Source organism: Micromonospora sp. NPDC049051, assembly GCF_043197575.1.
GTDB lineage: Bacteria > Actinomycetota > Actinomycetes > Mycobacteriales > Micromonosporaceae > Micromonospora.
In genome coordinates, this window is record NZ_JBICTL010000001.1 from 1,012,175 (window position 1) to 1,034,244 (window position 22,070).

Genomic DNA, 22,070 nt, shown 5'->3' on the forward strand with positions numbered 1-22,070 from the left:
CGTCTCCGAAACCGGTACCTCCGTCGATGAAGGAGTTGCATCTCGTGGGTGAAATGTCCGACAGCGGACGCCTGGTCCTGCTCGGCGCTCCGCTCGGCAACCCCGCCGACGCCTCCGCCCGCTTCCGCGAGGTGCTCGCCGCCGCCGACGTGGTGGCCGCCGAGGACACCCGCCGGCTCACCCGGCTGGCCCGGGACCTCGACGTCACCGTGGGCGGCCGGATCGTCTCCTACTTCGAGGGCAACGAGGAACGGCGCACCCCCGAGCTGGTCGACGTGCTGGCCGCCGGCTACCTGGTCGCCCTGGTCACCGACGGCGGCATGCCGAGCGTCTCCGACCCGGGCTACCGGCTGGTCCGGGCCGCCCTGGACGCCGGCGTGCCGGTCACCGCCGCGCCCGGACCGAGCGCGGTCACCACCGCCCTGGCGCTCTCCGGCCTGCCCTGCGACCGGTTCTGCTTCGAGGGCTTCCTGCCGCGCACCGGCGGTGCCCGCCGATCGCGCCTGCGGGCCCTCGCCGCCGAGGAGCGGACGCTGGTCTTCTTCGAGGCTCCGCACCGGATCGCCGCCGCACTGGCCGACCTGGCCGCCGCGTTCGGCGCCGACCGGCCCGCCGCGCTCTGCCGCGAGCTGACCAAGACGTACGAGGAGATCGTCCGCCGCCCCCTCGGCGAGCTGGCCGACTGGGCGGCCGAGGGGGAGCCGCGCGGCGAGATCACCCTCGTCGTGGCCGGTGCGCCCGAGGCGGCCCCCGAGCGGCCCGACGACGACACGCTGCGGGCCGCCGTCGCCGCCCGGGAGGCCGCCGGACTGTCCCGCCGCGACGCCATCACCGAGGTCGCCTCGGAGTACGCCCTGCGCCGCCGCGACGTCTACTCCGTCGTGCACGCCTGACCACCCGGTCCCGTCCCGTTTCCGTCGTGCACTCCTGACCACCCGGGCCCCGCCCCGTTTCCGTCGTGCACTCCTGGCCACGCGGGCTCGCCCCGTTGCTGTCGGCCGGGCAGCCGCTCTGGGGCGTCGGCGCCCCGTGGCGGTCCGGGCTGGGAAGCCTCGCGCCCGGCCGCGTGGCGAGGCGCAGGGGCGGTCGGCGCCCCGACGGGGCGGCTCACCAGGCGGCGACGAGGAAACCCGCGGTGATCACCAGCGGGCTGGCCAGCGCGCCGGCCACCGCCCAGCGGCGGAGGCGGGGATCGGCGAACCGGGTCGACCCCGTCCACCGGGCGATCCCGGCGGCGCAGCCCAGCACCGCCAGCAGGCCGAGCAGCCAGCGCAGGTGCGCGGCCGGGCCGGTGTCCGCGTACGCGGTGCCGCCCTGCGGGCCGGTCATCCGGGCCGGCAGCGTCGTGCCGGTCGCGGTGCGCTCCGCGGCCACCCCGCTCACCCGCACGCCGTACGCGGTCCACGTCTCGTCGGCCGGCGCGAAGTTGCCCCGGCAGCGCTGGGTGAGCCCGCCCCCGGTGCAGTCGGCGATCACCACCGTGCCCCCGGTGGCGTGCCCCACCGCCAGCCAGAACGGGCCGGCGCTGACCCAGGCGAAGAACGCGGCCACCAGGCTCAGCGCCAGCAGCACGGCCAGCCCGGGCAGCGGATCGGGCGGACGCGGGGTGCGCCGCAGCCGTCGCCGTGCCGCAGCGTCCCGCGCCGACCGCTGCCGCTCGTGCGGCGGCTCCTCCCGGATCGGCGTGCCGTCCCAGTGCACCAACTCGATCGGCGGCCAGTACGCGCCGTCGCCGCCGTCGGGACCAGCCCCGTCCCCGCCGTCGGGTGGTCCACCCCCGTACCCGCCGTCAGCCACACGAACGCCGGCCGCCCCGCGCCCGTCGTCCCCGCCCGTCGGCGTACGCCCGCCGTCGTTCTCGTCGGGTTCGACGCCGGCCGGGGCACGGCCCCGGCGGGGCCAGCGGTTCAGCTGCCGGACGGGCGCCCGGCGGGGCAGGGCGTCCACCGGCGCCCCGGTCGTGGGCTCCACCTCGACGGCGGGCGCGGGGGACGGCGGCGCCGCAGCCTCGGCGGAGAACTCGGGCGGCGGCTCCGGCGGCCCAGTGGGCGCCACCACCCGGGGGTGCGGCGCGACCGTGCCGCGCTGCCCCCTCGCCGCGCCCCCGTCCGTCGGGCCGGAGGGACGATCGTCACGATCCCGGGCCGCTCGTCTGCCAGTCACGACGCTCATTGCACCCCGCCACCCGGACGTCGGCCCGCAGCTCAGGCCGCGTGTCGCCGACAAATCGGGCAAAAAGCGGACCCGGTGCGGCCGGACCGCCGACGCGGGACCCTATTGATTCGCGGTCACCGCGAGCGGGTCACTAGGCTTGCTGGTCATGAGTCACGTTCTCGCGGCGGTCGCGTGGCCGTACGCCAACGGCCCGCGCCACATCGGCCACGTCTCCGGTTTCGGCGTTCCCTCCGACGTCTTCAGCCGGTACATGCGGATGGCCGGGCACGACGTGCTCATGGTCTCGGGCACCGACGAGCACGGCACCCCGATCCAGGTGCAGGCGGACGCCGACGGGGTCACCCCGCGCGAGCTGGCCGACCGCTACAACCGGGTGATCGTGGAGGACCTGCACGGCCTCGGGCTCTCCTACGACCTGTTCACCCGCACCACCACCCGCAACCACTACGCGGTCGTGCAGGAACTGTTCGAGGGGATGTACCGCAACGGCTACATCGTCCCGAAGACCACGATGGGGGCGATCTCCCCGTCCACCGGCCGGACGCTGCCCGACCGCTACATCGAGGGCACCTGCCCGATCTGCGGCTACGACAGCGCCCGCGGTGACCAGTGCGACAACTGCGGCAACCAGCTCGACCCGATCGACCTGATCGACCCGAAGTCGCGGATCAACGGGGAGACCCCGAAGTTCGTCGAGACCGAGCACTTCTTCCTCGACCTGCCGGCCCTGGCCGACGTGCTGCGGCAGTGGCTCGACACCCGCGAGGGCTGGCGGCCCAACGTGCTGCGCTTCTCGAAGAACCTGCTCGACGACCTCCAGCCCCGGGCCATCACCCGCGACCTGGAATGGGGCGTGCCGATCCCGCTCGACGGCTGGCGGGACCGCCCCGACAAGCGCATCTACGTCTGGTTCGACGCGGTGATCGGCTACCTGTCCGCCTCCATCGAGTGGGCCCGCCGCTCCGGCGACCCCGACGCCTGGCGCAGGTGGTGGTCCGCCGACGGGGAGGGGAAGGACGCCCGCGCCTACTACTTCATGGGCAAGGACAACATCGTCTTCCACTCGGTGATCTGGCCGGCGCTGCTCTCCGGCTACTCGGGCGAGGGCAGCCGCGACGGCGAGCCGGGCCGGCTGGGCCGGCTCAACCTGCCCACCGAGGTGGTCTCCAGCGAGTACCTGACCATGGAGGGGAAGAAGTTCTCCTCCTCCCGCCGGGTCGTCATCTACGTCCGCGACTTCCTGGAGCGCTACGACGCCGACGCGCTGCGCTACTTCATCGCCGCCGCCGGCCCGGAGAGCAACGACACCGACTTCACCTGGGCCGAGTTCCTCCGCCGCAACAACGACGAGCTGGTCGCCGGCTGGGGCAACCTGGTCAACCGGTCGATCTCGATGGCGGCGAAGAACTTCGGCGCGATCCCGCCCGTCGACCCGGCCGGCCTCACCGAGGCCGACGAGGCGTTGCTCGCCGTCGCCCGCGTCGGCTTCGCCACCGTCGGCGACCTCATCGCCCGGCACCGGCAGAAGCAGGCCATCGGCGAGGCGATGCGGGTCGTCGCCGAGGCCAACCGGTACCTCTCCGAGCAGGCGCCGTGGAAGCTCAAGGGCGAGGACGACAAGCCTCGGATGGGCACCATCCTGCACGTCGCCCTCCAGGTGGTCAGCGACGCCAACACGCTGCTCACCCCGTTCCTGCCGCACTCCGCGCAGCAGGTGCACGAGCTGCTCGGCGGCACCGGCGTACACGCCCCGATGCCCGTCATCGAGGAGGTCGAGGACCTCGACGGCGGGCCCGCGTACCCGGTGTTGACCGGCGACTACTCGGTCGGCGCGCGCTGGGCGTCCGTACCGCTGGAGGCCGGCCGGCCGCTGGCCGCGCCCAAGCCGGTCTTCCGCAAGCTCGACCCGTCGATCGTCGACGAGGAACTGGCCCGCCTCGCCGGCTGACGGCCCGCCCCTGGGGTGCCGACGGGCGCGACCTCCGTATGGGGGGCCGCGCCCGTCGCCGTCGTACGCCCGTCGTCGCCGCGCCCGCCCGGGCGGAGGCGGCTGGCAGCGCCGGGCGGACCGGGCGCCGGTGGCGTGTCAGGCCCGGGCCATCGCCGGCGCGCCGATGAAGTCCATGATGCTGCGGTTCACCTCGGCCGGGTTCGTCCACGGGATGCCGTGCGGCGCGCCCTTCAGGGTGACCAGCTGGCTGCCGGGCAGCATCGGCTGCAACCGCTGACCGGTCGCCGGGTACGGCAGCACCGCGTCGGCGTCGCCCTGCACGATCAGCACCGGCACGTCGATGCGGGACACGTCGCCCCGGAAGTCGGTCTGCCACGCGTCCACGCTGTCGTGGGTGCCCTTCGCCGAGGCGCGCGTGCCGATCTCCCAGTGCGCCCGGAACGCCTCCTCGCTGACCAGCCTGCCCTTGTTCTCCTGGTAGTTGAAGAACGCCTCGCAGAAGGTGGTGAGATAGGCGAACCGGTCGTCGATGATGGCCTGCTGGAAGCCCTGGAAGACACTCTTCTCGACGCCCTCCGGGTCGTCCGAGGCCTTCAGCAGGTACGGCGCGAGCGGGGCCAGCAGCACCGCCCGGTCCACCCGCTGCGAGCCGTACACGCCCAGGTAGCGGGTCACCTCGCCGGTGCCCATCGAGTGGCCGACCAGGATGGCGTCGCGCAGGTCCAGCTCGGTCATCAGCACGTCGAGGTCCGCGGCGAAGGTGTCGTACTCGTATCCGGACGCCGGCCGGGCGGAATTGCCGAAACCCCGCCGGTCGTACGTGATCGTCCGGTATCCGGCGGCCAGCAGCGGCCCGACCTGCTTCTCCCAGGTCGACCCGTCGAACGGGAAGCCGTGGATCAGCACGATCGGCTGGCCGGCGCCGTGATCCTCGTAGTACAGGTCGACGGGGGCGGAGTTCTCCATCCCCACGGTGATGAAAGGCATGCGCGTCTCCTCGCCACGTGACGTCCGGACGACCGCGCGTTCCCGCCCCTACCGGTGTTATGCCGCCGTGGGAGCGTGCCGAACCTGTTCAGAGCGCGTACGGCAGGTCCACCACCCGGTCGCCGGTGACCTCGGCCGCGGGCGCCACCGTCTCGGCCACCGCCTCGTACTCGCGTGGCCCCGGGCCGGGTCACCCACTCGAAACCGGGTGCCCGCTCGGCACTGAACAGCTCGTACGCCGCGCCCCGGGCGATCTCCTCCGCCGGGTACACCACGCCCCCGTACGTCACGCGCGGGCCGTGTGCGCTGCTCCGCGGGGTGACGGTCACGCCGACGACGCTGGGCGCGAGACGTGCCGTTGCGGTGAACGGCCGGTGGCGTCCCCGGAACACGGGCCACCGGCGGTGTGTGATGCTGGCCGCGATGAGCGAGCCCACCGAAACCCGCAAGCAGCGCGCCGCCCGCCGGGCCGGGGAGTTCCCGCCCGTGCCCGAGCCGCTGCCCCGCCCCGTGCTGGACAGCCACACGCACCTCGACATCACCGTCAGCGAGGCCGGCGTACCCCCGTGGTCGCCGGCGGACGGTGATCCGGCCGACAGGGATCCGGTCGCCGTGGCCGTGGCCGTCGCCGCCTCGGTGGGCGTCGACCGGCTGGTGCAGGTCGGGGTGGACGTCGCCTCCTCCCGCTGGGGCGCCGACGTGGCCGACGAACACCCGGCCGTGCTGGCCACCGTGGCGCTGCACCCGAACGAGGCGCCCCGCCTGCCCGACCTGGACGAGGCGCTGCGCGGGATCGAGGCGCTCGCCGCCCGGGACCGGGTACGCGGCATCGGCGAGACCGGGATGGACTTCTTCCGCACCGGCGAGGAGGGCCGCGCCGTCCAGGAGGAGAGCTTCCGCGCGCACATCGCCATCGCCAAGCGGTACGGCAAGGCACTGGTCGTCCACGACCGGGACGCGCACGCCGACGTGCTGCGGATCCTCGACGACGAGGGCGCGCCGGAGACCGTGGTGCTGCACTGCTTCTCCGGCGACGCCGACTTCGCCCGCGAGTGCGTCCGCCGGGGCTACCTGCTCAGCTTCGCCGGCACGGTGACCTTCGGCAGCGCGGCCGCCCTGCGCGAGGCCGCCGTGCTGACCCCGGTCGAGCAGATCCTGGTGGAGACCGACGCGCCCTACCTGACGCCGATGCCGCACCGGGGCCGACCGAACGCCTCGTACCTGATCCCGCTGACCGTACGGTCGCTGGCGGAGACGACCGGCACGGACCTGGACGAGCTGTGCGCCACCATCTCCGCCACCGGCGACCGCGTCTTCGGCCCGTGGTGACAGGCAGGGTCCCTTCCGCCCACCCACGCAGGCCCGCATAGGCTACGGGGCGTGACCGGTCTCCTCGGCCCGGCGGAGATCCGGGAACTGGCCGCCCGGCTGGGCGTCACCCCCACCAAGAGGCTCGGCCAGAACTTCGTGCACGACCCGAACACCGTCCGGCGCATCGTCACCGCCGCCGGGCTCACCCCGGACGACGTGGCGCTGGAGGTCGGCCCCGGGCTCGGCTCGCTCACCCTCGCCCTGCTGCCCGCCGCCGCGCACGTACACGCCGTGGAGCTGGACCCGGCGCTGGCCGGCGCGCTGCCGGACACCGCCGCCCGGCACGCCGGGGCCGACGCCGCGCGGCTGACCGTGCACCACGCCGACGCGCTGCGCGTCCGCGCCGCCGAACTGGCCGACCCGGCGCCGACCGCGCTGGTGGCGAACCTGCCCTACAACGTGGCCGTGCCGGTGGTGCTGCACCTGCTCGCCGAACTGCCCAGCCTGCGACACGGGCTGGTGATGGTGCAGAAGGAGGTCGCCGACCGGCTCGTCGCCGGCCCCGGCTCCAAGGTGTACGGCGTGCCGTCGGTCAAGCTCGCCTGGTACGCCTCGTCCCGCGCCGCCGGGAAGGTCCCGCCGAACGTCTTCTGGCCGGTGCCGAACGTCGACTCGGGGCTGGTCGCCTTCACCCGCCGCGAGCCGCCCCGCGTCGACGTACCCCGGGAACGGGTCTTCGCCGTGGTGGACGCGGCCTTCGCGCAGCGCCGCAAGACCCTGCGCGCCGCGCTGGCCGGCTGGGCCGGCGGCGCGGACCGGGCGGCCGACGCGCTCACCGCCGCCGGTGTCGACCCCGGCGCGCGCGGCGAGTCGCTCACCGTCGAGCAGTTCGCCGCCATCGCCGCGTCGGCCCCGGCCGCCCCATCCGCCGCCCAGTAGGCTGACGCCGTGACCGAGGCCTGGGGACCGGACGACGAGGACGAGCAGCGGCGGCGCGGAGCCAGCGGACCGGTGCGGGTACGGGTGCCCGCCAAGGTCAACCTGCACCTCGGGGTGGGACCGCTGCGCCCCGACGGCTACCACGAGCTGAACACCGTCTACCACGCCATCTCCATCCACGACGAGCTGACCGCCCGCCGGGGCGACACGCTCACCCTGACCATGGAGGGCGAGGGCGCCGGCGTACTGGCCCTGGACGACACCAACCTGGCCATCCGGGCGGCCCGCGCCCTCGCCGGCTACGCGGGGGTGCCGCCGCACGCCCGGCTGCACCTGCGCAAGCAGATCCCGCTGGCCGGTGGGCTGGCCGGAGGCAGCGCCGACGCGGCCGCGGCGCTGGTCGCCTGCGACACGCTCTGGGGGACCGGGCTGTCCCGGGACGAACTGGCCCGGATCGCCGCCGACCTCGGCTCCGACGTGCCGTTCCTGATCCACGGCGGCACCGCGCTCGGCACCGGCCGGGGCGAGACGGTCAGCCCCGTGCTGGCCCGCCCCACCACCTGGCACTGGGTGGTCGCCGTGGCCGACAGCGGCCTCTCCACCCCGGTCGCCTACCGGGAACTGGACCGGCTGCGCGCGGCCGGCGCCGCCGGCGAGCCGCTGGGCAGCACCGACGCGCTCTTCGCCGCGCTGCGCCAACGCGACCCCCGGGTCCTCGCCGCGGCGCTCGGCAACGACCTCCAGGACGCCGCCCTGGCCATGCGCCCGTCGCTGGCGGAGACGCTGAAGGCCGGCGAGGCGGCCGGCGCGCTGGCCGGCATCGTCTCCGGTTCGGGACCGACCTGCGTCTTCCTCGCCGCCGACGCCGCCGACGCCGCGCGGATCGCCGCGGAGCTGACCACCGCCGACGTGTGCCGCGAGGCGCGTACGGCCCACGGTCCGGTCCCCGGCGCGCGGATCACCTGACCTGCCCGATCACCCGCACGTCCGGCCCCGACCCGGCTCCGCCGGCGCGGTCGGCGCGAACAGGCGGGAGCCCGCGCCCGGCGGCCGGCGGGACGGTCCGCGTACGCTGGGAGGCTCAGGCGTCCCAGGTGCCGACCGGCACCGGGACGCCTTGACCGTGGGAGGTGAGGTCGTGGCCAACATCGTCAACCTGGACCGGGTGTCCAAGGGCTATGGCGCCGCCGGGCCGCTGCTCACCGACGTCTCGCTCGGCCTCGACGACGCCGACCGGATCGGCGTGGTCGGCCTCAACGGCGCCGGCAAGTCCACCCTGCTGCGGCTGCTCACCCGCATCGAGGAGCCGGACGACGGGCGGGTCACCCACCGCCGCGACCTGCGGGTCGCCTGGCTCCCGCAGACGCTCCAGCTCGCCCCCGAGGCCACCGTCCGGGACGTGGTGCTCGGCACCGCCTGGCTCGGCGAGAGCATGGGCGCCGAGCACGAGTGGGCCGGCGACGCCGGTGTCCGGGCCATCCTCGACGGCCTCGGCATGCCCCACCTCGGCCTCGACCAGCCCGTCGGCCCGATGTCCGGCGGCGAGCGCCGGCGGGTGGCGCTGGCCGCGTTGCTGGTCCGCGAGTCCGACCTGCTCATCCTCGACGAGCCCACCAACCACCTCGACGTCGGCGGTGTCGACTGGCTCGCGAAGTACCTCGTCGGCCGCAAGGGCGCGCTGGTCGTGGTCACCCACGACCGGTGGTTCCTCGACGCCGTCTGCACCACCACGTGGGAGGTCGCGGACCAGACCGTCCGGGCGTACGAGGGCGGCTTCGCCGCGTGGACCCTCGCCCGCGCCGAGCGGGAGCGGGTCGCGGCGGCCACCGAGGCCCGCCGGCAGAACCTGCTCCGCAAGGAGATCGCCTGGCTGCGGCGGGGCCCGCCCGCCCGCACCTCCAAGCCGCGGTTCCGCATCGAGGCCGCCAACGCCCTCATCGCCGACGTCCCGCCGCCGCGCGACACCATGTCGCTGCAACGGCTCGCCACCGCCCGGCTCGGCAAGCAGGTGTACGACCTCGCCGAGGTCACCCTGCACGCCGGCCCGAAGGAGATCCTGCGCGACGTCACCTGGCAGGTCGGCCCCGGCGACCGGATCGCCATCCTCGGGCGCAACGGGGCCGGCAAGACCACCCTGCTGCGGATGCTGGCCGGTGTCACCCGCCCCGACGGCGGGCGCTTCGCCACCGGCTCGACCGTCCGGCCGGCCTTCCTCTCCCAGGAGTTGGCCGAGCTGCCCGGCCACCTGCGCGTGCTCGAAGCGGTCGAGGAGGTCGCCCGGCGGGTGCAGCTCGGCGACCGGGAGGTCTCCGCCGCCCAGCTCGCCGAGGTCTTCGGCTTCGACGACCGGCGCCTCTGGACGCCGGTCAGCGACCTCTCGGGTGGCGAACGCCGCCGCTTGCAGATGCTCCGGCTGCTCGCGGGCGAGCCGAACGTGCTCCTGTTCGACGAGCCCACCAACGACCTGGACACCGACACCCTCGCCGCGCTGGAGGACCTGCTCGACTCCTGGCCCGGCACCGTCATCGTGGCCAGCCACGACCGGTACCTGATCGAGCGGGTCACCGACGTCGCGTACGGGATGTTCGGCGACGGCCGGCTGGTGCACCTGCCCGGCGGCGTCGACGAGTACCTCGCCCGGGCCGCCGGTCGGCCCGAGCCGACGGTGCCGGAGGCTGCCCCCGCGGGCGGTGCCGCCGCCCCCGCCGCGGCCGGCATGTCCGCCGCCGAGGCGCGGCAGGCCCGCAAGGAACTGGCCCGGCTGGAACGGCAGGTCGCCAAGCTGGAACAGAAGGAAGCGACGCTGCTCGATCAGCTCGCCGCGCACGCCACCGACTACGCCAAGGTCGCCGAACTCGACGCCCAGCTCAAGGAACTGCGTGCCGAACGGGAGCGCACCGAGGAGTCCTGGCTGGCCCTGGCCGACGAGATTCCGGCGATCTGAGTCACGTCGCGGTCGCGGCGTCGCACCGGGAGGCCCCCGTGTGCGGCGTCACACCTCGGCGTGCGGGACAATCGTCCCCGACCCCTCACCCGAACGGCGTTGGAGACTCAGACATGGCCCACACCCCCGTCAACCACCCCGCGCGGCCGGTCTACCGGGCGATCGGCGGGCTGACCGGTCTGTACCTGGTGGCCTTCGGCGTGCTCGGCATCGTCGCGAGCGCCGGCAACGAGGTCCTCGCCCAGGATGACACCCAGGTCCTCGGCCAGGGCACGAACCTCGGCTTCTCGCTGCTCAGCGCCCTGCTGGGGGTCGCGGTGCTGGCCGGCGCCGCGATCGGCCGCAACATCGACGTCATGATCAACCAGTGGGTGGCGTACGCCATGATGGTGATCAGCCTCGCCGGTCTCGCGTTCATCCAGACCGAGGCCAACATCTTCAACTTCAGCATCTTCACCGTCATCGTGCTGATGGTGCTCAGCCTGGTCCTGCTGATGGTCGGCATGTACGGCAAGGTCGGCACGGACGAGGAGCAGGAGGCCTGGCAGAAGGCCCGGCTCGTGCTCTGAGTGGTTGTGGGGTTTTCGCCGGAGCCCGACCCGCTCCGGGCGGTCAGGCTTGATCCCTGCGCAGGTCGGGCTCCGGCGAAAACCTGTCGTGGTCCCGCTCCGCCCGGCCGTTGCTGCCCGGTGGGGCGGGACCTTCGTAGTTGTGCCTGTCGTCGGGCGTTCGGCGGACGGGCGACCTCTTCCAGGGGACAATCGGGGCGAATGTCCTGACTGGTGGAGGGGTCATGCCGCACTTTCCCGTGAACCATCCGGCGCGGCCGGTCTACCGGGTCCTCGCCGGCCTGGTGGGGCTCTACATCCTGGTCTTCGGGGTCTGGGGCGTCGTCCTGACGGCGGGCGACCCGCTCTTCGACCGGGGCGACGCCTGGGCCCTCGGACTCCGCACCAACCTGGCCTTCTCGCTGGCCTCCGTCGTCTTCGGGATCGTGCTCATCGTCGGGGCGTCACGGCGCGGCAACCTCGGCCACTACATGAACCTCTCCGCCGGGATCGTCTTCCTGGTCACCAGCATCCTCATGATGGCCGTGCTCCAGACCGACGCCAACTTCCTCAACTTCTCGATGTCCACGGTCGTCGTCTCGATGCTCTTCGGCCTGCTCCTGCTCGGCACCGGCCTGTACGACAAGGTCGGCACCGACGAGCACGCCGAGGAGGAGCGCCGGCGCCGGCACCACCCGATCTCCGAGGCGCACGGCCGCTGACGACCGGGCTCAGCGCCCCCGCGCCGTGATCAGGCCCGGCTTCGCCTCCAGGTGCGACAGCCCACTCCAGGCCAGGTTGACCAGGTGCGCGGCCACCGTCTCCTTGCGCGGCTTGCGCACCTCCAGCCACCAGCGGCCGGTCAGCGCCACCATCCCCACCAGCGCCTGCGAATAGAGCTCGGCCAGCTTCGGGTCGTAGCCCCGGCTCTTGAACTCCGCACCCAGGATGTGCTCCACCTGGTGCGCCACGTCGTTCATCACGCTGCTGAAGTTGCCCGCCGCCGACAACACCGGCGAGTCCCGTACCAGCACCCGGAAGCCGCTGGTCTCCTCCTCGATGTACGTCAGCAGGGCCAGCGCCGCCTGCTCCAGCAACTCGCGCGGATGGCCGGCCGTCAGGGCCGTGGTGATCCGGTCCAGCAGGGCGCGGACCTCCCGGTCCACCACCACCGCGTAGAGCCCCTCCTTGCCGCCGAAGTGCTCGTAGACCACCGGCTTGGAGACCTTCGCGCGGGACGCCACCTCCTCGATGGACGTGGCGTCGAAGCCGCGCTCGGCGAAGATCTGCCGGGCGATCGAGATCAGCTGCTCACGGCGCTGGCCGGCCGACATGCGTACGCGTGAGGAGGGCTTGGGGGCCGCGGCGGGAACCGCCCGCCGCCGGCCGGTCGTGCCGTCGCTGCCAGGGACATCCGCCATGTTCTCGTCACTCCGCCGGCGCTCGGTGACGCCCTGTCGTCCGATGGTGCACGTGGCCCCATACTGCCAGGCGATCCGCGCGCCCACCGCCCGCGTTACCGCTCGGCGGCCGGTTCGACGAGCTTGGCCGTGATGCGCTCGGGCTTCGGCCAGCGCACGTCCCAGGCGGCGCCGGCCTTCTCGAACAGCCAGATCACCCGGGCCGAGATGTCCACCTGACCGCGCAGGACGCCGTGCCGGGCACTGGTCGGGTCGGCGTGGTGCAGGTTGTGCCAGCTCTCGCCGAACGACAGGACCGCCAGCGGCCAGAAGTTCGACGCCCGGTCGCCCTGGCGCAGCGCGAACGGCCGCTCCCCGTAGACGTGGCAGACCGAGTTGATGGACCAGGTCACGTGGTGCAGCAGCGCGATGCGCACCAGCCCGGCCCAGAAGAACGCGGACAGCGCCCCCTGCCACGACCAGGTGAGCAGGCCGCCCATCAGCGCGGGACCGAGCACCGAGACCACGACCAGCAACGGGAAGAGGCGGTCCACCCGGGTGATGTCCCGGTCGGCGAGCAGGTCCGGGGCGAACCGCCGCCGGTTGGACAGCTCGCGGCCGAAGAGCCAGCCCACGTGCGCGTGGAACAGGCCCTTGGCCAGGCCGCGGACGCTCTCCCCGTACCGCCACGGCGAGTGCGGGTCGCCGTCCAGATCCGAGAAGGCGTGGTGGCGCCGGTGGTCCGCCACCCACTGGATGATCTCGCCCTGCACCGCCAGCGAACCGGACACCGCCAGCGCGATGCGCAGCCAGCGCTTCGCCTTGAACGACCCGTGGGTGAAGTACCGGTGGTAGCCGACCGTGATGCCCAGCCCGGAGACGACGTACCAGAGCGCGGCGACGGCCACGTCGGTCCAGCTCAGCCAGCCGCCCCAGGCGACCGGTACGGCGGCGACGAGGGCCAGGAAGGGGATCACCACGAACGCCCAGAGGGCGACGAGGATCCCCCGGGACTGGGCGCCCTGGGTGAGGGGCTTCGGTCCGGCGGCAGGGTCGAGGGACGTGGCGGACATGGGCACCTCGCAGAGGGACGGAGTGATCACGAAGTTACGCCTACGTCACCGTAACTTAGGTGCCCACAGGGCGCACGGGACAGCGTCGGGGATGAATATCCGCGATGTCGTACGCCTGTTCTAAGGTGCTGCTCATGGCCGATCCACCGGCTGAGGATTCACGTCCACTGTCCGCCCGTGGCTACCGCGGACCGACGCCGCATCTGCATGAGGAGGCACTTCGCCTGCGCCGTCGAGGCTGCACTGTCCCTGAGATCGCGAAGCGGGTCGGTGTCGCTCGTTCTACCGCCTATCAGTGGGTGCGGCACCTGCCCATTGATCTTGACTCCGAGGAGGCTCGGGCTCGTCGGCGAGCGCACTCCAAGGCGATGACGGACGCCCAGTGGGGTGAGTATCGCGCGGTTCGTGATGCCGCTCGGGCGGAGACGGTGGCGAAGGTCGCAGCCTGGGTGAAACGCCTGCGCTACCGGGAGCTGGTTCTGGTGGGCGCGGCGATCTACTGGTGCGAGGGAAGCAAGGCGAAGCCTTGGCGTCCGAACGACTGCCGGTTGAAATTCGTCAACAGTGATCCGGCGCTGGTGTTGCTGTTCCTCCGGTTCGTCGAGGCGCTCGGGGTCGCGCGAACTGCCCTCCGGTTCCGCGTCAGCATTCACGAGAGCGCGGATGAGGCAGAGGCTGTTCGTTGGTGGGCCGACCTGGTCGGGGTGCCGGCTGCGGAGTTTCAGCGTTCTTCGCTGAAGCGGCACCGGCCGGCGACGAAACGGCAGAACGTCGGTGCTGGCTATCGAGGTTGCCTCACGGTCTACGTCCCGCGATCGAGCCGCCTCTACTGGAAGGTCGAAGGGATCATGAAGGGAATGAGTGATGGCGTCACGGGCGAGGGGCGCTAAGGTGTAGAGGGCGGGGAGGCTGTCCTTCTTGCCCGCTTTAGGCCTTCCCGGGTCGTCTAATGGCAGGACGTCAGGTTTTGGTCCTGATTGTAGGGGTTCGAGTCCTCTCCCGGGAGCTTCCGCTCGTCCCAGGCGATGTCTGGTTAGCATGGCCGCGAGACTGTTCGCCGTCCCGACGGGAGCCCGTGTCGTGTCCCAGCCCCACCTCCGCACCGTTGTCGTGCTCGCCGCCGGTGAGGGCAAGCGGATGAAGTCGGCGCTGCCCAAGGTGCTGCATCCGCTGCTCGGCCGTACCCTCGTCGGTCACGTGCTCGCCGCCGCCGCGCCCCTGGCGGCGGACCGCACGGTGGTCGTGGTGGGGCACGGTGCCGACCAGGTCCGCGCGCACCTGGCGGAGATCGCCCCCGGGGCCACCCCGGTGCTCCAGGCCGAGCAGCTCGGCACCGGGCACGCCGTCCGGATCGCGCTGGACGCCGCGCCGGACGCCACCGGCACCGTGGTCGTCATCAACGGCGACGTGCCGCTGCTGCGCCCCGAGACGGTGGCCGCGCTGGTCGAGGCGCACGAGGGTGCGGGGGCGGCGGCGACCGTGCTCGCCGCCGAGGTGCCCGACCCGACCGGCCTGGGCCGTATCGTGCGCGACGCCGACGGGCGGCTCGAACAGATCGTCGAGGAGCGCGACGCCACCAGCGCGCAGCGGGCGATCCGGGAGATCAACGCCGGCATCTACGCGTTCGACGCCGCCCGGCTGCGCGACGCGCTGGGCAAGCTGTCGACCGACAACGACCAGGGCGAGGAGTACCTGACCGACGTCTTCGCCCTGCTGGGCTCGGCCGGTGAGCCGGTGGCGGTGCACGTGGCGGCGGACCACGTGGAGACGCTGGGCTGCAACGACCGGGTCGAGCTGGCCGCACTGCGCCGGCTGCTGCGCGACCGGGTCAACGAGGCCTGGATGCGTACCGGGGTCAGCCTGCTCGACCCGGAGACCACCTGGATCGACGTGACGGTCGCCCTGGACCGGGACGCCGTGGTCGACCAGAACACCCAGCTGCGCGGCGGCACGGTGGTCGGCACGGGCGCGGTGGTCGGGCCGGACGTGACGCTGATCGACACGGTCGTCGGTCCGGGCGCCACGGTGCTGCGCAGCCACGCGGTGGGCGCGGAGGTCGGCCCGGGCGCCAGCGTCGGGCCGTACGCGTACCTGCGCCCGGACGCCCGGCTGGCGGAGAAGGCCAAGGTCGGCACGTTCGTCGAGGTGAAGAACTCGGAGGTGGGCGCGGGCGCGAAGGTGCCGCACCTGTCGTACGTGGGGGACGCGACGATCGGCGCGAAGGCGAACATCGGCGCGGCGACGATCTTCGTGAACTACGACGGGGTGAACAAGCACCGCACCACGGTCGGCGAGGCCGCGTTCGTCGGTTGCGACACCAGCCTGATCGCCCCCGTCGAGGTGGGTGCCGGGGCGTACGTGGCGGCGGGCAGCGCGATCGCGCAGGACGTGCCGCCGGGAGCGCTGGGGGTGACCCGGGCGCCGCAGCGCAACATCGAGGGCTGGGTGGCCCGCAAGCGGGCCGGTACGGCCTCCGCGGAGGCGGCCGAGCGGGCTCGAACGGCTGATGAGGGTGCGTCGGCGCCGGGGTCCGGGGCAAGTGAAGGTGAGGCAATCCACGGGGATGCCGAGCCGGTCAGGTCGGCCTCGGGGGCGGGGGATACTGCAACCGAATAGTCCCCGGCCCACCACCACCGCCGGGTACCACCGACCAACGGGAGCAGACGGGCCCATGGGCAGCATCGTCGCCGAAAACCGCAAGAGCCTGATGCTTTTTTCCGGACGTGGCTTTCCGGAGTTGGCCAAGGAGATCGGTGAGGTGCTCGGCGTCGCGCCGACGCCGGCCGACGCGTACGAGTTCGCCAACGGTGAGATCTTCGTACGGTTCAAGGACTCGGTACGCGGTTCGGACGCCTTCGTGGTGCAGTCCGTCACGCACGGGGTCAACACGTGGGTCATGGAGACCCTCATCATGATCGACGCGCTGAAGCGCGGTTCGGCCAAGCGGATCACGGTGGTCCTGCCGTTCTACCCGTACGCCCGGCAGGACAAGAAGCACCGCGGCCGGGAGCCGATCTCGGCCCGGCTGGTGGCGGACCTGCTGAAGACGGCCGGGGCGAACCGGATCCTCACCGTCGACCTGCACACCGCCCAGATCCAGGGCTTCTTCGACGGCCCCGTCGACCACCTCTTCGCGATGGACATCCTCGCCGAGTACGTCCAGCACAAGTACGACGGCCGCCCGATGACGGTGGTCGCGCCGGACTCGGGCCGGGTGCGGGTGGCCGAGCGGTGGACGGACCGGTTGGGCGGCTGCCCGCTGGCCTTCATCCACAAGACGCGGGACCCGCTGAAGCCGAACCAGGTGGTGGCGAACCGGGTGGTCGGCGAGGTCGAGGGGCGGGTCTGCCTCATCGTCGACGACATGATCGACACGGGCGGGACGATCTGCAAGGCGGCGGACATCCTCCGGGAGTCCGGCGCGGCCGACGTGATCGTGGCGTCGACCCACGCGCTGCTCTCCGACCCGGCGACCGAGCGGTTGAAGAACAGCCCGATCAGCGAGGTCGTGGTGACCAACACGCTGCCGTTGCCGCCCGAGAAGCAGCTCGACAAGATCACCGTACTGTCGATCGCGCCGCTGCTGGCGCGGGCGATCCGCGAGGTCTTCGACGACGGTTCGGTGACCACCCTCTTCGGTGGCCTGAGCTGACCGTCTGACGCCGGGCCGGGCGGCGTGACCGCCCCCGGTCCGGGCGTCGGCGGTCCGGGCGTCAGCCGTGTCGCCGCGTGGGCCGACGTCGGCGCGGAGACCAGCCCCGCGACCGGGCGTCCGCCCTCCGGCGCGTGGTGCGGCGCCCGTGGGAGGGGTGTGGCCGGGAGGGTCCGGTTCGCCCTGCGGGCCGGCGGGAACGGTGATAAGGGGACTGCCGCAACGCGCGGAATCAGCTCGGGTAGACTGGTGCGGTTGCCACGGCGAGGGTGCCCGGCGGGCCGCTGAGAAGCGCCGCACGGAGGCGCCGTCATCGACGCGGTGCTCCGGGCAGTCGTTCTCGACGCATGAGCCCCAGCGAGCCCCTCGCCCCAGCACCGCCAGACGACAAGCCGCCAGCAGCGAAAGCATCAGGAGTTTCCCCGTGTCCGAGGTAAAGATCAGCGCCGAGCCCCGTACCGAGTTCGGCAAGGGTGGTGCCCGTCGTACCCGCCGGGCCGGCAAGGTGCCCGCCGTGCTGTACGGCCACGGCGAGAAGCCGAAGCACATCGCGTTGCCGTCCCGCGAGTTCGCCGCCGCGATCCGCAAGGGTGGCGCCAACCAGCTCTTCGCGATCGAGGTCAGCGACGGCACCCAGGTGCTCGCGCTGCCGAAGGCGATCCAGCGTGACCCGATCAAGGACACCTTCGAGCACGTGGACCTGCTGCTGGTCCGCCGGGGCGAGAAGGTCACCGTCGAGGTCCCGGTCCAGCTGACCGGTGAGGCCGCGAAGGACACCCTGATCGTGCACGACCACGACACCCTGTCGGTCACCGCCGACGCGACCAAGGTGCCGGACCACCTGGAGGCCTCGATTGAGGGCCTGGAGGCCGGCACGCAGGTCACCGCCGCCGACGTGGAGCTGCCGGCCGGCGTCGAGCTGGCCGCCGACGCGGAGCAGACCGTCGCCTCGGTGACCGCCGCGCCGACCGCCGAGCAGCTCGAGGCCACCCTCCCCGAGGTCGAGGAGGCCGCCGAGGAGGCCGAGGCCGGTGTGGGCGAGGAGACCGCCGAGGGCGCCGAGGCTCCGGCCGCCGAGGGCGAGGAGAACGCCGAGGCCAAGACCGAGGCCTGATCGGTTCGCATCGTCGTGACAGGCGTCCCCGCGCGGTCGGGGGCGCCTGTCGGCGTATCGGTGTCCGGGCGGATGAGCGAGGGCGAGCAGCGGGAGGGGCGGGGCGTGACGGACGAGGCGGGGCCGTGGCTGGTGGTCGGCCTGGGCAACCCGGGTCGGGAGTACGCCGGCAACCGGCACAACGTCGGTTTCATGGTGGCCGACCTGCTGGCGGGTCGGCTCGGCGCGAGGTTCGGCCGGCACAAGCGGGCGGTGGCGGAGGTCGCCGAGGGGCGGCTCGGGTTCGGCGGGCCGAAGCTGGTGCTGGTCAAGCCGCTGACGTACATGAACCTCTCCGGCGGGCCGGTGGCCGGCCTGGCCCAGTTCCACAAGGTGCCGCCGGGCCGGGTGATCGCGGTGCACGACGAGTTGGACATCGGCTACGGGCAGGTCCGGGTGAAGTGCGGCGGCGGCGAGGGCGGACACAACGGCCTGCGGTCGATGTCGAAGTCGCTGGGCACGAAGGAGTACGTCCGGGTGCGGTTCGGCATCGGCCGGCCGCCGGGGCGGCAGGACCCGGCGGACTACGTACTGTCGGATTTCGGCGCGGCGGAGCGCAAGGAGCTGGAGTTCCTGGTGGACCGGGTCGCGGACGTGGTGGAGTCGGTGATCACCAGGGGCGTGGAGCCGACGCAGAACCTCTACCACGGGGTGTGAGCGCCGGGGCCAGGTAGTCTTCGCCTTTCGGCGCGCGGCGACCGCCGGGGCGGATCGTCGGCGCGGCGTGCCGCGGCGTGGCGAGGCGACGGGAGCAGGAGCATGGGCAGTCCTCCGACGATCGACGGGGCTTTCGCCCGGTGGCTGGCGGCCCGGGCCGGTCAGGCGCTGCTCGGCCTGCGCGCCGAGATGGGCTTCGCGGACGCGGGGGCGTTGCGTTCGGCGGGCGACAAGGTCTCGCACGACCTCATCCGTACGGAGCTGGCGAAGTGGCGGCCGGACGACGCGGTCCTCTCCGAGGAGGACGAGGGCTCGCGGCTGGCGTGGGCGGCGGAGGTGAACGCCGAGGCGGTGTCCCGGCTGACCGCCGACCGGGTGTGGATCATCGACCCGTTGGACGGCACCCGGGAGTTCTCCGAGGAGGGCCGTTCGGACTGGGCGGTGCACGTGGCGCTCTGGTCGCGTACGGCGCCGACGCCGCACGGGCTGGTCGCGGGCGCGGTCGGGCTGCCGGCGCAGCAACGGGTGCTGGGCACCGACTATCCGCCGGCGTACCCGCAGGCGACGGTGGAGGCGGCGGCACCCGGCGGACGGACGATCCGCCTGGCGGCGAGCCGGAGCCGGCCGCCGGTGTTCCTGACCGACCTGGCGGAGGATGTCGGGGCGCACCTGGTGCCGATGGGATCGGCCGGGGCGAAGATCGCGGCGGTCGTCACCGGTGAGGTGGACGCCTACATCCACGCGGGCGGCCAGTACGAGTGGGACTCGGCCGCGCCGGTCGCTGTGGCGACGGCCACGGGGCTGCACGCTTCCCGGATCGACGGTTCTGCGCTGAGATACAACGAGGCGGATCCGCGCCTGCCGGACCTGCTGGTCTGCCGTGCGGATCTCGCCAGTCGGTTGCTTGCAGCGCTGCAGCGGCATTCCGGGTAGCCTGAGCGGCACTTCTTGGCATGCCCGACCGGAAAGGTCTGGAATACGATGAGCGGATTCGAGCGAAACGAGCCCGTGTCATGACCGCCCCCGCCGCCTACCAGGTGTCGCACCTCGACGCGTTGGAGGCCGAGAGCATCTTCGTGATGCGCGAGGTGGTCGCCGAGATGGAGCGGCCGGTGCTGCTCTTCTCGGGCGGCAAGGACTCGATCGTGATGCTCCGGCTGGCCCAGAAGGCGTTCGCCCCGGCCAACATCCCGTTCCCGGTCATGCACGTGGACACCGGGCACAACTTCCCCGAGGTGCTCGAATACCGCGACCAGCGGGTCGCCGAGCTGGGGCTGCAACTGGTGGTGGCGAGTGTGCCGGAGGCGCTGGCCAGCGGGCTGGTGCGCGAGTCGGCCGACGGGATGCGCAACCGGATCCAGACGCCGGTGCTGCTGGAGGCGGTCGAGAAGCACCGCTTCGACGCGCTCTTCGGCGGCGCCCGGCGCGACGAGGAGAAGGCCCGCGCCAAGGAGCGGGTGTTCAGCTTCCGCGACGAGTTCGGCCAGTGGGACCCGAAGAACCAGCGCCCGGAGCTGTGGGCGCTGTACAACGGCCGCCACCACCCGGGCGAGTCGATCCGCGTCTTCCCCCTGTCCAACTGGACCGAGCTGGACGTCTGGCACTACATCGCCCGTGAGCGCATCGCCCTGCCGTCGATCTACTACGCGCACGAGCGCGAGGTGGTCGAGCGCGACGGGATGCTCTACGCGGTCAACGAGTTCTTCCGTCCCCGGGCCGGCGAGGACCGGTTCAAGGCGCGGGTGCGCTACCGCACGGTGGGCGACGCGTCCTGCACCGCGGCGGTCCGTTCCGACGCCGACACGGTCGAGAAGGTCATCGAGGAGGTCGCCGCCACCCGGATCACCGAGCGCGGCGCGACCCGCGGCGACGACCGGGTCAGCGAGGCCGCCATGGAGGACCGCAAGCGGGAGGGCTACTTCTGATGAGCACCGAGACCGTCGCCCCGGACGGCGCGAACACGACGGACGGCCGGGCCGCCGCCGGGGCCGGGCCGGAGATCCGGCCGATGGACCTGCTGCGCTTCGCCACCGCGGGCAGCGTGGACGACGGCAAGTCGACCCTGATCGGCCGGCTGCTCTACGACACGAAGTCGCTCTTCACCGACCAGCTCGCCGCCGTCGAGGCGGTCAGCGCAGCGCGGGGCGACGAGTACACGAACCTGGCGCTGCTCACCGACGGCCTGCGGGCCGAGCGCGAGCAGGGCATCACGATCGACGTGGCCTACCGCTACTTCGCCACCCCCCGGCGGAAGTTCATCATCGCGGACACCCCGGGGCACATCCAGTACACGCGGAACATGGTCACCGGGGCGTCGACGGCCGACCTGGCGCTGATCCTGGTGGACGCCCGCAAGGGCCTGGTCGAGCAGTCCCGCCGGCACGCGTTCCTCTGCTCGCTGCTGCGGGTGCCGCACCTGGTCCTCTGCGTCAACAAGATGGACCTGGTCGACTTCTCGCAGGAGGTCTTCGAGCGGATCGCGGACGAGTTCACGGCCTTCGCCGCGAAGCTCGACGTGCCCGACCTGACCGTGGTGCCGGTCTCCGCGCTGCGCGGCGACAACATCGTCGCCCGGTCGGAGAACATGCCCTGGTACGAGGGCCCGTCGCTGCTGCACCACCTGGAGCGGGTGCACATCGCCAGCGACCGCAACCTGGTCGACGTGCGCTTCCCGGTGCAGTACGTGATCCGCCCGCAGTCGACCACCGTCACCGACTACCGGGGCTACGCCGGGCAGGTCGCCTCCGGGGTGCTCAAGCCGGGCGACGAGGTGATGGTGCTGCCGTCCGGGTTCACCAGCCGGATCGCCGCGGTGGAGACCGCCGACGGGCCGGTCGCGGAGGCGTTCCCGCCGATGTCGGTGACCGTACGCCTCGAAGACGAGATCGACATCTCCCGGGGCGACATGATCTGCCGCCCGAACAACGCCCCGACGGTGTCGCAGGACATCGAGGCGATGGTCTGCTGGATGGACGAGACCCGTCCGCTCCAGGTCGGCGGGAAGTACGCGATCAAGCACACCACCCGCTCGGCGCGGGCGATCGTGCGGGCGCTGCACTACCGGCTGGACATCAACTCGCTGCACCGCGACGAGTCCGCAGGCGGGCTGGGGCTCAACGAGATCGGCCGGGTGCGGCTGCGGACCACCGTGCCGCTGCTCGCGGACGAGTACCGCCGCAACCGCACCACCGGCGGCTTCGTGATCATCGACGAGACCACCAACCGCACCGTCGGCGCGGGGATGATCGTCGAAGCCCAGTGATCCCGCGGGCGGGCGCCG

At 72.8% G+C, this 22,070-nt stretch carries 20 protein-coding genes and 1 tRNA gene; 17 read left to right on the forward strand and 4 right to left on the reverse strand.

Translation table 11 applies throughout. From position 1 onward, the window contains the following. Positions 1 to 26: 26 nt before the first annotated feature. Complete coding sequence (gene rsmI / locus ACGFIR_RS04870; RefSeq protein WP_393000307.1) at positions 27 to 893, forward strand: 16S rRNA (cytidine(1402)-2'-O)-methyltransferase; 867 nt, start codon at positions 27 to 29, stop codon at positions 891 to 893. 214 nt (positions 894 to 1,107) lie between these two features. Here the strand turns inward: rsmI and ACGFIR_RS04875 are convergent, their stop codons facing one another. After that, positions 1,108 to 2,172 (reverse strand): hypothetical protein, encoded by a 1,065-nt coding sequence (locus tag ACGFIR_RS04875; protein ID WP_393143266.1) that lies wholly within the window; start codon positions 2,170 to 2,172, stop codon positions 1,108 to 1,110. Positions 2,173 to 2,320: 148 nt separating this feature from the next. On the opposite strand from ACGFIR_RS04875, the gene metG reads away from it, so the two are divergent. Continuing rightward, a complete protein-coding gene (gene metG / locus ACGFIR_RS04880) occupies positions 2,321 to 4,123 on the forward strand; it encodes a methionine--tRNA ligase (protein WP_393143268.1) in 1,803 nt (600 codons plus the stop codon). Between the two features lie 138 nt (positions 4,124 to 4,261). On the opposite strand, the gene ACGFIR_RS04885 is transcribed toward metG, so the two are convergent. Continuing rightward, positions 4,262 to 5,113 (reverse strand): alpha/beta fold hydrolase, encoded by an 852-nt coding sequence (locus tag ACGFIR_RS04885; RefSeq protein ID WP_393000301.1) that lies wholly within the window; start codon positions 5,111 to 5,113, stop codon positions 4,262 to 4,264. 411 nt (positions 5,114 to 5,524) lie between these two features. On the opposite strand from ACGFIR_RS04885, the gene ACGFIR_RS04890 reads away from it, so the two are divergent. The 6 genes from ACGFIR_RS04890 to ACGFIR_RS04915 all read left to right on the forward strand — a co-directional run bounded on the left by ACGFIR_RS04890 (position 5,525) and on the right by ACGFIR_RS04915 (position 11,577). Further along, the gene (locus ACGFIR_RS04890; protein ID WP_393000299.1) at positions 5,525 to 6,442 is read left to right on the forward strand and encodes a TatD family hydrolase; all 918 of its coding nucleotides are present in this window, start codon (positions 5,525 to 5,527) and stop codon (positions 6,440 to 6,442) included. Positions 6,443 to 6,493: 51 nt separating this feature from the next. Further along, positions 6,494 to 7,363: a 16S rRNA (adenine(1518)-N(6)/adenine(1519)-N(6))-dimethyltransferase RsmA gene (gene rsmA, locus ACGFIR_RS04895; RefSeq protein ID WP_393000297.1), complete on the forward strand. Its 870-nt coding sequence runs from the start codon at positions 6,494 to 6,496 to the stop codon at positions 7,361 to 7,363. Positions 7,364 to 7,372: 9 nt separating this feature from the next. Beyond that, positions 7,373 to 8,329 carry a 4-(cytidine 5'-diphospho)-2-C-methyl-D-erythritol kinase gene (locus ACGFIR_RS04900; protein ID WP_393000295.1) on the forward strand — a complete coding sequence of 319 codons (957 nt, stop codon included), beginning with the start codon at positions 7,373 to 7,375 and terminating at the stop codon, positions 8,327 to 8,329. A 172-nt stretch (positions 8,330 to 8,501) separates the two neighbouring features. Beyond that, entirely contained in the window at positions 8,502 to 10,307 is a 1,806-nt protein-coding gene (locus ACGFIR_RS04905; protein WP_393000293.1) for an ABC-F family ATP-binding cassette domain-containing protein, read from the forward strand. A gap of 113 nt (positions 10,308 to 10,420) precedes the next feature. Then, positions 10,421 to 10,876 carry a DUF4383 domain-containing protein gene (locus tag ACGFIR_RS04910; protein WP_393143270.1) on the forward strand — a complete coding sequence of 152 codons (456 nt, stop codon included), beginning with the start codon at positions 10,421 to 10,423 and terminating at the stop codon, positions 10,874 to 10,876. A 224-nt stretch (positions 10,877 to 11,100) separates the two neighbouring features. Then, positions 11,101 to 11,577, forward strand: coding sequence for a DUF4383 domain-containing protein (locus ACGFIR_RS04915; RefSeq protein WP_393000289.1), 477 nt, complete (start codon positions 11,101 to 11,103; stop codon positions 11,575 to 11,577). A 9-nt stretch (positions 11,578 to 11,586) separates the two neighbouring features. On the opposite strand, the gene ACGFIR_RS04920 is transcribed toward ACGFIR_RS04915, so the two are convergent. Further along, a complete protein-coding gene (locus ACGFIR_RS04920; protein WP_393000287.1) occupies positions 11,587 to 12,276 on the reverse strand; it encodes a TetR family transcriptional regulator in 690 nt (229 codons plus the stop codon). 95 nt (positions 12,277 to 12,371) lie between these two features. Next, on the reverse strand, positions 12,372 to 13,328 hold the full coding sequence (locus ACGFIR_RS04925; protein ID WP_393001371.1) for an acyl-CoA desaturase: 957 nt from the start codon (positions 13,326 to 13,328) through the stop codon (positions 12,372 to 12,374). Positions 13,329 to 13,462: 134 nt separating this feature from the next. Here ACGFIR_RS04925 and ACGFIR_RS04930 point away from each other — a divergent pair, with 134 nt between their 5' ends. The 9 genes from ACGFIR_RS04930 to ACGFIR_RS04970 all read left to right on the forward strand — a co-directional run bounded on the left by ACGFIR_RS04930 (position 13,463) and on the right by ACGFIR_RS04970 (position 22,052). Continuing rightward, positions 13,463 to 14,218: a helix-turn-helix domain-containing protein gene (locus tag ACGFIR_RS04930; protein WP_393143272.1), complete on the forward strand. Its 756-nt coding sequence runs from the start codon at positions 13,463 to 13,465 to the stop codon at positions 14,216 to 14,218. 45 nt (positions 14,219 to 14,263) lie between these two features. Then, positions 14,264 to 14,334 (forward strand) — tRNA-Gln (locus tag ACGFIR_RS04935). A 32-nt stretch (positions 14,335 to 14,366) separates the two neighbouring features. Beyond that, positions 14,367 to 15,944: a bifunctional UDP-N-acetylglucosamine diphosphorylase/glucosamine-1-phosphate N-acetyltransferase GlmU gene (gene glmU, locus ACGFIR_RS04940; protein WP_393143274.1), complete on the forward strand. Its 1,578-nt coding sequence runs from the start codon at positions 14,367 to 14,369 to the stop codon at positions 15,942 to 15,944. 55 nt (positions 15,945 to 15,999) lie between these two features. Next, positions 16,000 to 16,980, forward strand: a complete 981-nt coding sequence (locus ACGFIR_RS04945) for a ribose-phosphate diphosphokinase (RefSeq protein WP_334605438.1) — start codon at positions 16,000 to 16,002, stop codon at positions 16,978 to 16,980. Positions 16,981 to 17,404: 424 nt separating this feature from the next. Further along, positions 17,405 to 18,094 (forward strand): 50S ribosomal protein L25/general stress protein Ctc, encoded by a 690-nt coding sequence (locus tag ACGFIR_RS04950; protein ID WP_366640891.1) that lies wholly within the window; start codon positions 17,405 to 17,407, stop codon positions 18,092 to 18,094. A gap of 105 nt (positions 18,095 to 18,199) precedes the next feature. After that, entirely contained in the window at positions 18,200 to 18,790 is a 591-nt protein-coding gene (pth, locus tag ACGFIR_RS04955; RefSeq protein ID WP_393143754.1) for an aminoacyl-tRNA hydrolase, read from the forward strand. A gap of 102 nt (positions 18,791 to 18,892) precedes the next feature. Next, positions 18,893 to 19,723, forward strand: coding sequence for an inositol monophosphatase family protein (locus ACGFIR_RS04960; protein WP_393000281.1), 831 nt, complete (start codon positions 18,893 to 18,895; stop codon positions 19,721 to 19,723). 80 nt (positions 19,724 to 19,803) lie between these two features. Next, complete coding sequence (gene cysD / locus ACGFIR_RS04965; protein WP_393000279.1) at positions 19,804 to 20,715, forward strand: sulfate adenylyltransferase subunit CysD; 912 nt, start codon at positions 19,804 to 19,806, stop codon at positions 20,713 to 20,715. After that, on the forward strand, positions 20,715 to 22,052 hold the full coding sequence (locus tag ACGFIR_RS04970) for a sulfate adenylyltransferase subunit 1 (RefSeq protein WP_393000277.1): 1,338 nt from the start codon (positions 20,715 to 20,717) through the stop codon (positions 22,050 to 22,052). The genes cysD and ACGFIR_RS04970 overlap by 1 nt, the downstream gene beginning before the upstream one ends. Positions 22,053 to 22,070 lie beyond the last annotated feature (18 nt).